Source organism: Kaistella yonginensis (assembly GCF_030409525.1).
In the GTDB taxonomy this organism is placed as follows: domain Bacteria; phylum Bacteroidota; class Bacteroidia; order Flavobacteriales; family Weeksellaceae; genus Kaistella; species Kaistella yonginensis.
The window spans coordinates 1-14,140 of record NZ_JAUFQB010000063.1 but is presented as its reverse complement, the minus strand read 5'-3'; the positions used below and the strand labels follow the sequence as shown (position 1 = coordinate 14,140).

The following is a 14,140-nucleotide window of genomic DNA, read 5'->3' as shown; positions in this document are numbered from 1 at the left end:
TTTTTACCAAAAATCAATTAACTTTTAATATTATGAAAAAACTTTTACTAACTGGTTTTGCGCTAGTTTCAATGGTCTCTCAAGCTCAAACATGGGTAGACCAAGCGACGCAATTTCCATTAAATTTTGGTGTAGATGAAATGGTCATTGTAGACGCAAATACCGTTTGGATTTTTGCCTACGATGGTTCAGGAGGGGGAACTTACCCAAAAATTGTTTCTAAAACCGTAAATGGTGGGGCAACTTGGACAGCAAATGCTATTTCAGGACTTGGTGGGAACGCTTTGATCTCTGATATTGCAGCAATCGACGCAAATACCGCTTGGATCGTGACAGCACCTTCAGGTACAGGACCAAATGCGAATAAAATTTGGAAAACTATTAATGGCGGTACTTCGTGGAACCAGCAAACATCGGGTTATACTGCGGGATCTTTTGCCAACCATATTTATTTCTGGGATGCCAATAATGGCTGGACCAGTGGCGATCCGCTAAGTGGCAAATTTGAAATGTTTAAAACCAATGATGGCGGAACGTCTTGGACTCCCGTTGCTGGAGCACTCGCTCCTGAAAGTGGCGATGAATTTACCTACGTCGGTTTGAAGGCTGTAGTAGGTGACAATTTGTGGGTAGGAACAAGCACCGGTAGAATTATGCGATCTACAGATCGCGGGACAACTTGGGCGGTATCTCCGTCGCCAGCGAATGACTTTGGAGGAGTGATTACTTCTGGGTCATCAGGAAGCTTTGCCTTTAAAGACGCAAATAATGGACTATTACTGACGGTCGACGGAGCAGATGATCCTTTAACAACATCCGCGGTCCTGTATTCAACATCCAATGGTGGAGCCAGCTGGACGGCAATGGCGCCTACTGGGCCTTGGTATTTTGGCGATATTACTCATGTTCCAGGTACTCCAAATACTTATGTATCTACTGGAATTAATCCAGGTACGGCAGCAGAACCAAGACCTGAATGGTTGGGGTCTTCTTATTCTACCGATGGCGGTCAGACATGGACCGCAATTGATGCAGGCTCACAAAGAGGGAAAGTGGATTTTTTAAATGTGACAACAGGTTGGGCTGGTCAATTTAGCGATGGTCCGGGTGGAGTAAAAGGGATTCTCAAATTTAATGGCTCTTTGTTAGGTGTTTCAAACAACGCAGTGAAAGCAGGATTACAGGTATATCCAAACCCGGCTGTTGATGTGGTTTCTGTAACTGCTAAGAAATCAATCGAAGTAATTAATATTTTTGATATGACTGGAAAAAAAGTAAAATCTTTCAAAGGCACTAATCAAGTTAACGTTTCTTCTTTAGCAAAAGGAACTTATATTTTACAAGTATTCTATGGTGGTGGAGCTGTTGAAACAACTAAATTAATGAAAAAATAATCTTCATATTATTTTCTATGGAATGGGTGAGAATTTTTCTCATCCATTTTTTTTTACCTGCAAGTAAAATGAATTTCTTAAATTAGCATCTTAAATAAATTATTAAATGAAAAGAATTTTTTTATTGCTCACGTTTATGTTGAGCTTCCTGCAGTTAAAAGCAGACGAGGGAATGTGGCTTTTGAGCATGATCAAAAGACTGAATGGAGTCGATCTTAAAAAAGACGGTTTAAAACTAACTGCCGATGAAATCTATTCGGTCAATAATTCTAGTTTAAAAGATGCTATCGTACAGTTCGGAGGTGGATGTACCGCGGAAATGGTATCTAAAGAAGGTTTACTTTTTACCAATCATCACTGTGGATACGGAAATATCGCAGCACTTTCAACCCCAGAAAAAGACCACCTTACCAATGGTTTTTGGGCGATGAAAAGAAGCGAAGAGCTTCCGTCAAAAGGTCTATCAGTTAGATTTATGGTGAGAATGGATGATGTTTCCGCTAGAATCAATGCCAAACTCAACAATAATATGACTGCAGATGAAAGAAAAAATATCATCGACGCAGAATATAAATTAATCCAAACTGAAAATTCAGAAAACGGAAAATACACCGTAGTAGTACGAGATTTTTATAACGGAAACGAATTCTATTATTTTGTTTATCAGGATTTTAAAGATGTGAGGTTGGTAGGAACTCCACCAAATGCCCTAGGAAAATATGGTGGCGACACCGATAACTGGGAATGGCCAAGACATACCGTTGATTTTTCTGTATTTAGAGTGTATGCAGATGTAAATGGTAACCCTGCTGAATATTCGCCAACGAATGTGCCAATGAAACCTAAACACGCGCTTCCTATTTCTTTAAGAGGATATAAACCAGGAGACTTTGCCATGATTTTAGGCTTTCCAGGAAGAACGAATCGATTTTTGACTTCTTACGGAATCGAGCAAATGGTTAGTAAAGATTATCCAGCTTGGGTGGAAGCTTCTAAAGTAGCCATGGATGTTATGAAAAAGTATATGGATCAAGACCAGGCTACTAAAATTGACTACGCTTCTCAATATGCTTCTGTAGCCAATTACTGGAAAAACAGACAAGGTACGATCGATGCCGTGATTAAAAATGGAACGATTGTTGAAAAGCAAGCTTTAGAAAAAAAATTCCAGACTTGGGCTTTACTGCCAGAAAATGAGCAAATCTATGGTGGTATTTTAAAAGATATTCAATTAAACTATTCGCAAATTTCTGATCGTAATGTAGAAAGAAACTATTCTTCACAATTACAAAGAAATGCCAAGTACATTACTATTGCTTACCAATTGGGTTCTCTTCTTAATACTTATGCCGATCAAGATGAAGCAGGTAAAGTCGCTATGAAAACCAAAGTGACCGACGCAATCAATAGGGTATACGATAAATTTAATGTAAAGCTGGAAGGTGAAATGTTGAATTCTATGGTCAATCTTTATCAGCAGCGAGTGAACAAAGAAGTAGCTTCTCCTACCTTGTTGTCGGCTGATGCGAAAAATCTTTCGACCTTGGCTTACGCTTCTATTTTTGCAAACAAAGAAGCAGTGATGAGTTTCGTAAACAATCCAGATCGTTTAAAAATCGATGCTGATCCCTTATTGAAATTAGCCAATGGATTTGTAGCTGACCAGAGGCTAAATGGGGAGAAATTCTCTAAAATTGATGATGCTTTTGCCAAAAACAACAGATTATTTTTAGATGGTCTAAGAAAATCACAGCCAAATACAGCTTTCTATCCAGATGCAAACTCAACAATGAGACTGACTACAGGAAAAGTAACAACCCTACCTGAAAGAGCTGACAGAAATTATGCTGGAATCAAAGAAAAAAATAATTACTATACCGATATTTATGGAATGGTAGCTAAACATAAAAAAGGCGACGAAGAATTTGAATTGCCACAAAGATTTCTAGATTTGGTTAAAAATAAAGATTTCGGACAGTATACAGATAAAAAAGGATTTATGCCTGTGAATTTCTTATCAGATAACGACATCACCGGTGGTAACTCTGGGTCTCCAATTCTTGATGGCGACGGAAACCTGCTTGGTTTAGCTTTTGACGGAAATAGCGAAGCTTTAAGCGGTGATATTATTTTCGATCCGAAAGTACAGCGAACGATTAACGTAGATGTGAGAATGGTTCTTTGGACCATCGAAAAATACGGAAAAGCAGGTCATCTAATTAGTGAAATGACTTTGGTAAAATAACACCAATTATTATTAAAATAATCCCGCCATATTTTTTAGCGGGATTTTTTAATTAAAATAAATATTCAATAATGCTAAATTTTGAAAATTTCAATAAAGAAAAAAGAACCATAGATTTAGTTAAAGCAAATGTAATTGGTTTGCTTTTTCTAGTTGGTTTTACTTTGCTTTTAGGTCTTCCGTTTTATTTAATATGGGGTTTTGAACTTCCAAAATTAGAAATTGATCACCTAAAATATTTAGCCATACTGCCTTTGATAATTTTAATCAGTGGGATCATCATTCACGAATTAATTCATGGAGTATTCTTCGCGTTTTTTGCTAAAAATGGTTTTCGATCGATCAAATTCGGAATCCTCTGGAAAATGCTCACTCCATATTGTCATTGCAAAGAACCTTTGAAGATAAAGCAATATACCATTGCTTTATTAGCACCGCTAGTGATTTTGGGAATTCTCCCCGCCATTTATGCTATATCGGTGGGAAATATTTTCATCTTGATACTTGGAATATTTTTTTCTGGCGCAGCAGCAGGAGATTTATTGATTTATAATCTCATAAGAAAAGAAAACCCTGAGGACTATGTTTTGGATCATCCTTCGGAAGCAGGTTTTTATCTCTACACAAAAAAATAAAGCGAAGAAATAGTTCTTCGCTTTTATATTTAAGCAGTTTCTGGCGTCAGCATTCCCAATTCACCATAGTGTTTTTTGAATTTGGCAATCTTTGGACCTACGACTGCATTACAATATGGTTGGGTCGGATTCGCCTCATAATACCCTTGATGGTATTGTTCAGCTGGCCAGAATTTTTCGAGTTTGGCGACTTCCGTTACGTACTTTCCTTTGTATTTTCCAGATGCTTCCGATATTTTTATCGCTTCTTCGGCTTTTTTCTTTTCAGCATCATCTTTATAATAAATAACCGACCGGTATTGCGTACCAATATCACCACCTTGTCGGTTCAAGGTCGTAGGATCGTGCAGGAAAAAGAAAATATCCATTAATTGTTCATAAGAAATAATCTTCGGGTTGTAGGCCAGTTGTACAACCTCTGCGTGGCCCGTTTCGCCCGTGCAAACCTCTTCGTAAGTAGGATTTGCTTTATGCCCACCGGAATAACCTGAAATAGCTGCATCTACGCCGTTTAATAGATCGAAGCAACTTTCCACACACCAAAAACACCCACCCCCAAAAGTGAGGTATTCTAAATTTTGTTTGTCCATTTTTTTCGTATTTGCCACCTTTTTTAGTTTCCTGTCCATTGCAAGAAATGAAACACTACTGATGATAAGAATTAACATTTTTCTGATTATAACTACACCAAATTCTATTTAAAATCATTAACGATTTAAAATACAATTTGGTTTTATTTTTCACGAAAACCAAGCCAGTCATTTTTCCCAAACCAAAGCGCTTGCTCCAAGAATTGCAGCATCTGCTTCGTCAAGCTCACTGAAAACCAATCTCACTTTATTTCTAAAGATGGGCAAAAGATTACGTTCCATATGAAGTTTGGTCGGTTTTAAGATGAAATCTCCGGCTTTAATTACACCGCCAAAAAGCAAAATTGCTTCTGGCGAAGAGAACATCACAAAATTTGCCAAGGCCTCGCCTAATTTTTGGCCAGTATAACGGAATACTTCGATTGCGGTAGGGTCTCCTTTTTTGGCACACTCAAAAACAATTTTAGAATTGATTTCTTCTTCTAAAAAATCATTCAGCATTGAATTCGGAAATTCTGCGCGCATTTTTTTAGCTGTAATCGTAATTCCAGTTGCTGAGGCGTAGGCTTCCAGGGAGCCTTCTGATCCTGTGCTCCAGTGTTTTCTGCCGCCAGGTTTTACAATGGTATGGCCTAATTCTCCGGCAAAACCATCATGTCCATAGATTAATTGGCCGTTCGATATAATTCCGCTTCCTACGCCTGTTCCCAAAGTAATCATAATAAAATCTTTCATCCCTCGGGCTGCACCAAACATCATTTCGCCTAGCGCTGCAGCATTGGCATCATTGGTCATTTTACAAGGGACCCCGAATTTTTTAGTCATTAATTCTGCAAAGGGTACGATGCCTTTCCAGTGAAGATTTGGTGCCTGCTCAATGGTTCCGGTGTAATAATTGGCGTTGGGAGCGCCCACTCCGATTCCGTCGAATTTACTGGTGCCACAATATTTTTTGATAAGCGGTGAAACTTTGGAATGCAAGGCTTCTATAAAATTTTCTACAACAGGATAATCATCTGTTTTAAGATTTCCTTTTTCTAAAATTTCTCCACGATGATTTACGAGCCCGTATTTTGTATTGGTTCCCCCAATATCAATACCGAGAGCGACTTGCTTTGATAAATCTATTAATGCCATTAATCCTATTATTTAATCTTTAAAATTACAAAAATAATTAGAATTTTTGCTAGAAAAAGAATCCAATGATTGATGATTTTGCCAGATGTTTCTTGTAAGAAAAAGATTAAAAATAGGTTTATTTTACTCATAATCAAATTATTAGAAAATTTTATCTCATTATATTGATATTTATCAGGAAATCAATTTTTGGTATAAACTTTTCACTGTACCCGTTATGAAAAATAATGTTCTAAAGTATCATCTGTGGTTCACCGGCCTTTTCAGCTTAGTTTTTACTGCCTGCAATACAACATACCGTGTTAAATTAGGAGAAGAAAATGAAAAGAAAATTTATAATCTGAAATACGGCGAAGCGAAGAAGCAGAACATGGATGTATTTATTCCCAGCTCTTTTAATAAAAAAAATCCTGCGGTAATCATCGTACACGGTGGATCATGGAAGCTGGGAAGAAAGGAACACATGAAGATGATTCAGAAGTTTTTGCATAAAAATAATATTCCTACCGCCAACATCAATTACCGCCTCGTCAATAAACGAATCACTTATAAGGAACAAGTTGTAGATATTGGTTTAGCAATTCAAAAAGTAAATTCGTTGGCAGAGAAAGAGGGGTTTTTAAAAAATAATTATGTGATTTTAGGCGAAAGTTCAGGTGCGCATATTGCGATGCTCTATGGCTATAATAATCCCGATCAGATCAAAAAAATTATTTCGCTGAGTGGACCAACTGATTTTTACACGGAAAATTATATCAACTCTTTTTATTCTAGATATTCCTCGCCCACCATTCAGGATGTGGTAGGAGTGAAATTTAACCGGAAGAATCTATCGGAAGAATTTAAAAAAGCCAGCCCTTTAGCCAATGTAACGGCGGTTCCGACTCTTATATTCCAAGGAGATTTAGATCTATTGGTGAACAAAAAACAAGGCTTGGCTTTGGATTCAGTATTGACAGAAAAAGAAATTCCACATCAATTAATTTTAATGAAAAATACAGGACATACCCCTCGATTTTTCAGCAGAAAGAAAAGGGAAAATATTATATTTCCTAATATTCTCAAATGGATAAATAATTAATGGTAAGATTTTTTTTACGATATGACTTTAATTTGTCAAAAAACCCAGAGTGAAAATTTCATTCTGGGTTATTATTAAATCCTGTTACTTTCTACGAAGGAATCTCTCCCTTATACAAGAACGATACAATTTCTTTGTTTACTCTTTCGACCATTTCGGTGAAGAGGTAGAATGATTCTTGCTTGTAGATGACCAATGGGTCTTTTTGTTCATACACCGCACCTTGGGAAGAACGGCGCAAATCATCCATTTCTCTTAAGTGTAATTTCCAGTTTTCATCGATGATGGCAAGAGAAATATTTTTCTCGAAATCATTGATTAAGGAATCACATTTGGTTTCGTAAGCTTCTTTCAAATCTGTAACGATGGTCATTGTTTTAATTCCATCGGTAAAAGGAACCTGAATCATTTTGAACATGGAACCTTGATTTTGGAAGACATTCTCGATAATTGGGAATGATTTTTCTTTCAACAGATTCAGTTTCATTTCATAATCTTCTGTGGCTGCTTTTGCTAGAATATCGGTAAGTTCTGCTACTTGTTTGGATTTGAATTCACTTTCGGAAACCGGAGCTTCCATGGTGAAATGCTTAATGATTTCATGCTCGAACTCTTTGTAATCATTCTCTAGCTTACCTCTTGTTACGATGGATTGGGAGACATCAAAGATCATATTGGCGATGTCATATTTCAAGTGGTCACCGAATAAGGCATTCTTTCTTCGCTTGTAAATAACGTCACGCTGTTTGTTCATCACATCGTCATATTCCAACAATTTCTTTCTAATCCCGAAATTGTTTTCTTCTACTTTTTTCTGAGCTCTTTCGATGGATTTAGAGATCATTCCGTGCTGAATTACTTCACCTTCTTTATGACCCATTCTATCCATCATTTTCGCGATTCTTTCCGAACCGAATAAACGCATTAAATTATCTTCTAACGAGACATAGAACTGCGAGCTTCCTGGATCTCCTTGTCGTCCGGCACGACCTCTTAATTGTCTGTCAACACGTCGCGAGTCATGTCTTTCGGTTCCTATGATTGCCAATCCGCCGTTTTTCTTCACTTCGCCTTGCAACTTAATATCGGTACCACGACCTGCCATATTGGTTGCGATCGTTACTACTCCTGCACCACCAGCCACCGCTACTATTTCTGCTTCTCTTGCGTGAAGTTTAGCATTCAACACATTGTGCTGAATTTTTCTCAGTTGCAATGCTTTTGATAATAATTGAGAAATTTCTACGGAAGTTGTACCTACCAGAACGGGTCTTCCTGCATCCGTTAGTCGGTTGATTTCCTCGATGACGGCATTGTATTTTTCACGATTTGTTTTGAAAACCAAATCCTGTCTGTCATCTCTAACAATTGGTCTGTTTGTAGGAATTACAACAACATCTAATTTGTAGATTTCCCAAAGTTCACCTGCTTCTGTTTCTGCTGTACCAGTCATTCCCGCCAGTTTATTATACATACGGAAATAATTCTGAAGGGTTACGGTAGCAAAGGTTTGGGTAGCAGCTTCAATTTTTACATTTTCTTTTGCTTCAATGGCCTGATGAAGTCCGTCAGAATACCGCCTTCCTTCCATGATACGACCAGTTTGCTCGTCTACAATTTTCACCTCACCATCAATGACTACATATTCATCATCTTTTTCAAATAAGGTGTATGCTTTGAGCAATTGACTAAGCGTATGGATTCGTTCTGATTTCACAGCGAAATCGCTAAATATTTTTTCTTTCGCTTCAAACTCTTCCTCTTTCGATAGGTTCTGTCTTTCTATTTCTGCGATTTCTGTTCCGATATCATTTAAAACGAAGAAATCTTTATCTTCATTTCCGGCAGACATATATTCTACGCCTTTATCGGTAAGGTCAATCTGATTGTTTTTTTCATCAATAACAAAATACAGATCCTTATCAACGATCGGCATATCTTTGTTATTATCTTGCATATATTGTCCTTCTACCTTTTGAAGAAGTGATTTGTGGCCACTTTCCGACAGGAATTTAATCAACTGGCGGTTTTTTGGTAAACCTCTATATGCTTGAAGTAGTTTGAATCCTCCTTCTTTCGTATTTCCGTTGGCGATTAGTTTTTTCGCTTCGTGGAAAATGGTGCTTACCGTTTTTTTCTGAATTTCGACGATTCGGTCGATTGATGGTTTTAGCGTATCAAATTCCTGACGGTCTCCTTGTGGAACGGGGCCAGAAATAATTAATGGCGTTCTCGCATCATCAACTAAAACAGAATCTACTTCATCAACAATGGCAAAATTTAATTCGCCCTGAACCAACTCAGACGGTGAAGTCACCATATTGTCTCTCAAATAGTCAAAACCAAACTCGTTGTTGGTTCCGTAGGTAATGCTTGATTGATAGGCTTTTCTTCTGGCATCAGAGTTGGGTTGGTGATTATCAATACAATCGATGGTCATGCCATGAAACTGATAAATAGGACCCATCCACAAGGAGTCTCTTTTTGCCAAGTAATCGTTTACGGTTACCACATGAACCCCTCTTCCTGGCAGCGCATTCAGATAAATTGGTAGGGTCCCTACCAAGGTTTTACCCTCGCCAGTTGCCATCTCCGCAATTTTACCGCTGTGCAATACAACTCCACCAATGAACTGAACATCATAGTGAACCATATCCCAAACGATTGGAGTTCCCGCTGCATCCCAATGGTTTTTCCAAACGGCGGTATCTCCATCTAATTCTATAAAATCTTTGGATGCAGCAAATTCCCGATCCAAATCTGTTGCAGTAACGCGAATTTCTCCGTTTTGTGCTAGTCTGCGTGCGGTTTCTTTAATCAGAGAGAATGCTTCGGGAAGAATTTCGTTGAGTACTTTTTCCTCTATTTGATAGGAATCTTTCTTCAAAGCTTCTATCTTAGAAAAGAGGGCTTCTTTCTCGTCAACGTTTGTAGACTTCTTGATCTGTTCTTTGGTCTCCTCAATCTGCGTGGTAATATGCGCAGTCGCAGTTTTTAATTTTTCTTTAAATTCAGCAGTTTTCGTTCTTAAACCATCGTCGGTTAATTCCTGAATTTTGGGTTCTGCTGCTTTTATCTTCTGTAAAACTTTTTTTACTTCTTTGAGGTCGGTTACATTTTTGTCACCGAGAAAACCTTTAAGAACATTGTCTATAAATCCCATAGTATTTGCTTTAGGCTTTATGCGTGGGAGCATGCGGCCATTTTAAAAATTTTAATTTTTAGAATTTTTCTAAAATATAAAAGTCGATGGTCGAAAACGACTATCGACTGTGTTTTTTAATATTCATCCTCATTCCAGAGAAAGTCATCGTCAGTAGGATAATCGCTCCAAACCTCTTCGATTGACTCGTAGATTTCGCCCTCATCTTCGATGGCTTGAAGATTTTCTACCACCTCCATTGGTGCGCCTGTTCTAATTGCGTAATCAATAAGCTCCGCCTTTGTCATAGGCCAAGGAGCGTCGCTTAAATAAGAAGCCAATTCTAATGTCCAATACATATCATATAATTTTTTGCAAAAATATAAAAATCAATGACATAAAGAGTATTTTTGTCTCTGATTTTCAACAAACTTTGATTAATATTTATTTTTTTTTCAAGAACCATTTCTCAAAAACCATTCCACAAACTTTTTTATGCCATTTTGAAAATGAGTTCTAGGATGATAACCGATTAAAGTTTTGGCTTTGCCAATATTTGCGCTGGTTTTTTCTACGTCGCCTAACTGCATTGGCAGCTTTTTTTTCTGCGCTTTTTTTTCCAATTCATTCTCAATGGTGGCGACCATTTCATTTAAATTAATAATTTCACTTTCTCCCAGATTTATGATTTCATAAATCGGATAATGGGTTTCTATGTAGGTAATTGATTTTTGGATACCTTCTATAATATCATCAATGTAGGTATAATCTCTTGCCGTAGATCCATCTCCGTAAAACGGAATTTCTTTGTTTTCGGTAATGAGTTTTGCGAATTTGTGAATGGCAAGGTCAGGTCTTTGTCGCGGGCCATAAACGGTGAAAAAACGCAAATGAACCATGTCAATTTTATACAGGTGGTGATAAACATGTCCTAAAATTTCGCCACATTTCTTCGTTGCTGCATAGGGAGAAATCGGTTGCTCTACAGAATCTTCTTCAGAAAATGGTGTCTTTTTGTTATTTCCGTAAACACTAGAGCTGGAAGCATTAATGAATTTTTTAACTTCAAATTCTTTACACAATTCCCATAGATTCATGGTTCCTCTTATATTCACTTCCTCATACTCCAAGGGACGTTCAATGGAAGGTCGTACTCCTGCTAAAGCAGCAAGATGGATCACCAAATCTATTTTATGTTTGTGAAAAATATTTTCCAAACCATCTTTATCTCTAATGTCTTGATAATAAAGTTGATGTTTTTTGGAGGTCGTTTCGAAGATTAATTTTTGAATATCCAGGTCTTTTTCATGGAAAGAAAATTCCAAAGTTTTCCCTACCGACTCTAATGTGTTTTTGATTTTAATTTGATAATCATAAAAATCATCAAAGTTGTCAATGTTAATGACAGAATGTCCGTTTTTTAAAAGATGTTCTACCAAATGAGAACCTATAAAACCGGAGCCGCCTGTAACGAGATAATTCATTTTTATGCTATTCAGGAGACAAATTTAATTAAAATCAAATGATTATTTTTACTGAAATATTTTTAAATGAAATTCTCTGGACAAATCCTTAAAATGACCACCCAAAATGGGCACCCAATTCAATATTTCCTAAATCTTTCTAATGATTTAATCAATATGAATCAGTTGATTGGTAAAAATATTAAATTAAAACATATTGGTTACGAGTGTGTAAGTTGTGGCAGTGATGAAAAAATCTACCGAATGGGATTCTGTAAAAAATGTTTTTTTGAAAGTCCTTACGCAAGTGAGTCAATCATTCGTCCGGAATTGTCCACCGCACATTTAGGAATTGGCGAACGGGATCTGGAGGTGGAAGAATCGATTCAATTAAAACCACATATTGTTTATCTTGCTTATACGGGCGACGTAAAAGTTGGCGTGACACGGGAATCACAAATCCCAACAAGATGGATTGATCAGGGAGCAACTTTTGCACTTCAGATTGCCAGAACCGAAAACCGCTATGAAGCCGGGATGATTGAGGTTGCCATGAAAGAACACCTTAACGACAAAACAAATTGGAGAAAAATGCTAGAAGATGATTATGAAGACGATTTAGATTTGGCCGATTTCCGAGAAAAAGTAAAAAAATATTTTCCCGAAGATTTCAAAAACTTCTATTCTGAAAACGCTGAGGTTACGAAACTTGATTATCCTTATGAAGCGCCGGAGAAGATCACGTCTTTTACTTTAGACAAAAAACCAGAATTTGAAGGAATTCTAAAAGGAATTAAAGGACAATACCTTTCTTTCGAAGGTGGAAACTTTATTAATGTAAGAGGACATGAAGGTTATGTGATTGAGTTGGAGATTGGATGAGATACTTTTTATACTTATTAATTTTTGTGGCCATTTCCTGCGGTAAAAAATCTCAGGAGACTAAAGTTGATCTGTCGAGCTCTAATATTTCTTACCAAGAAGGTGATAAAGAAACTGGCTGGAAAAGAGTGTTACTTATTAAGCCAAACAAATGGGGCTTCATTGATGATCAAGGAGAAATAAAAATTCCATTTATCTATGATTTCATAAATCCTTTCGAAGATGGGGTAGCGTATGTAAAAAATGGTAATAAGAATTTTTTCATCAATCCTAAAAACGAGATCGTCATCAAAGCTGATTATGATAAAATGGATATTTTCTCAAACGGATTCGCCAATGTTGAAACAAATAAAAAAGTTGGCTATATCAACCGAAAAGGAGAATTGGTCATTCCGTTGAAATATGACACTGGCGGATATTTTAATCAAAATGGATTAGCAGCAGTTTCACTAAATAAAAAATGGGGTTTCATTAATGGAAAAGGGAAGGAAGTTATTCCGATTATTTATGAAATGGTAAAAAGTGAACAGTTGGATGATATGGTCATTGTTCGCAAAAATTATAAATGGGCTTTTTTTGATAACAAGGGAAATCAATTATCAGACTTTTTATATGCGAATGTTCAAAGAGCCTGGAAAAATGATCGAACTACTTTTTTTGAAAACGGACCTGCATCTGTAAAGAAAAGTAGTAAATATTTATTTCTCAGTAAAAATTTAAAACCTGCTTTTGGGAATCGGGTTTTCGATTCCGCTACTTCTTTTGATTCCAACAATAATGCGATCGTAATGAACAAAAGGAAATTTGGAATGATCAAAAGTGATGGTAAAATTGCGTTTCCTCTTCAGTATGATTTAATTGAAAATTATAATTCTAACGGAAACCCAAATCCGCGATTTTATTTTTTTGAAAAAGGAAATAGGCGAGGATTATTTAATAAGAATTTAAAGAAGATCGCCGAAGCTAAAGTAGATGATTATTCCAGTTCATTCGCTCTTCAGGGAGATTATATTTCGTTTCAAAATTTTAAAGGGAAATATGGTTTAATTGACGCAGAAGGAAATGTGAAGATTCCATTTATTTATGATGAAGGTTTATACTTTGACAGAAATGATTTTTCGATCGCAAAGAAAAATAATCGATTTGGGATTATTAATCTTAATAATGTAGAGTTAACACCAATAAGTTATCTGTCCCTGTATCCTATTTTTGATCAGGGGGATGAAAAGCCAAACGACTCTGCCAATTATTTTGTTGCAAAATCTTTTAATGGACCGAAAATTATAGACCTCAACAACAAAACAGTTCTGCCAGGTTACGACTCGATTGATCCTATTTTTAATGATCATTTTAAATTCATTGTTCAAAAAAATAAAAAGTTCGGGATTATAGATTTAAAAAATATAATAATTCTTCCAATAGAATATGATAAAATTTCAAATTGGACAGAATATGGACCAAGACATTCTAAACCTGTTGTGCATTTAGCATAAATTAATTTTTGTTTTATTTATACTTCTTTTAAAAACGAAAAAATTCAGATACTGTATCATTGTAAAGGAAGTGATTTT

Annotated in this window: 11 protein-coding genes; 6 read left to right on the top strand and 5 right to left on the bottom strand. The window is 36.4% G+C overall.

The genetic code is table 11. From position 1 onward, the window contains the following. Positions 1-32 precede the first annotated feature (32 nt). From QWY78_RS14125 to QWY78_RS14115, 3 genes are all read left to right on the top strand, one after another. The gene (locus QWY78_RS14125) at positions 33-1,394 is read left to right on the top strand and encodes a T9SS type A sorting domain-containing protein (protein ID WP_290220975.1); all 1,362 of its coding nucleotides are present in this window, start codon (positions 33-35) and stop codon (positions 1,392-1,394) included. A 106-nt stretch (positions 1,395-1,500) separates the two neighbouring features. Next, positions 1,501-3,639: a S46 family peptidase gene (locus tag QWY78_RS14120; protein ID WP_290220973.1), complete on the top strand. Its 2,139-nt coding sequence runs from the start codon at positions 1,501-1,503 to the stop codon at positions 3,637-3,639. 71 nt (positions 3,640-3,710) lie between these two features. Further along, positions 3,711-4,274 carry a DUF3267 domain-containing protein gene (locus tag QWY78_RS14115; RefSeq protein WP_290220970.1) on the top strand — a complete coding sequence of 188 codons (564 nt, stop codon included), beginning with the start codon at positions 3,711-3,713 and terminating at the stop codon, positions 4,272-4,274. Positions 4,275-4,303: 29 nt separating this feature from the next. Here QWY78_RS14115 and msrA read toward each other — a convergent pair whose 3' ends face one another. Further along, a complete protein-coding gene (gene msrA / locus QWY78_RS14110; protein WP_290220966.1) occupies positions 4,304-4,864 on the bottom strand; it encodes a peptide-methionine (S)-S-oxide reductase MsrA in 561 nt (186 codons plus the stop codon). Positions 4,865-5,032: 168 nt separating this feature from the next. Next, positions 5,033-6,001 (bottom strand): ROK family protein, encoded by a 969-nt coding sequence (locus QWY78_RS14105; protein WP_290220963.1) that lies wholly within the window; start codon positions 5,999-6,001, stop codon positions 5,033-5,035. A gap of 217 nt (positions 6,002-6,218) precedes the next feature. On the opposite strand from QWY78_RS14105, the gene QWY78_RS14100 reads away from it, so the two are divergent. After that, positions 6,219-7,082 carry an alpha/beta hydrolase gene (locus QWY78_RS14100; RefSeq protein WP_290220960.1) on the top strand — a complete coding sequence of 288 codons (864 nt, stop codon included), beginning with the start codon at positions 6,219-6,221 and terminating at the stop codon, positions 7,080-7,082. Between the two features lie 91 nt (positions 7,083-7,173). Here the strand turns inward: QWY78_RS14100 and secA are convergent, their stop codons facing one another. From secA to QWY78_RS14085, 3 genes are all read right to left on the bottom strand, one after another. Continuing rightward, a complete protein-coding gene (gene secA / locus QWY78_RS14095) occupies positions 7,174-10,245 on the bottom strand; it encodes a preprotein translocase subunit SecA (protein ID WP_290221361.1) in 3,072 nt (1,023 codons plus the stop codon). A 116-nt stretch (positions 10,246-10,361) separates the two neighbouring features. Then, on the bottom strand, positions 10,362-10,583 hold the full coding sequence (locus QWY78_RS14090) for a DUF2795 domain-containing protein (RefSeq protein WP_015807225.1): 222 nt from the start codon (positions 10,581-10,583) through the stop codon (positions 10,362-10,364). 96 nt (positions 10,584-10,679) lie between these two features. Further along, positions 10,680-11,708, bottom strand: coding sequence for a GDP-mannose 4,6-dehydratase (locus tag QWY78_RS14085; protein ID WP_290220933.1), 1,029 nt, complete (start codon positions 11,706-11,708; stop codon positions 10,680-10,682). A 66-nt stretch (positions 11,709-11,774) separates the two neighbouring features. Between QWY78_RS14085 and QWY78_RS14080 the strand changes: the two genes are divergently transcribed. Together QWY78_RS14080 and QWY78_RS14075 are read left to right on the top strand one after the other, a co-directional pair. After that, positions 11,775-12,569, top strand: a complete 795-nt coding sequence (locus QWY78_RS14080; RefSeq protein ID WP_290220931.1) for a DUF2797 domain-containing protein — start codon at positions 11,775-11,777, stop codon at positions 12,567-12,569. Beyond that, on the top strand, positions 12,566-14,062 hold the full coding sequence (locus QWY78_RS14075) for a WG repeat-containing protein (RefSeq protein ID WP_290220929.1): 1,497 nt from the start codon (positions 12,566-12,568) through the stop codon (positions 14,060-14,062). The genes QWY78_RS14080 and QWY78_RS14075 overlap by 4 nt, the downstream gene beginning before the upstream one ends. Positions 14,063-14,140 lie beyond the last annotated feature (78 nt).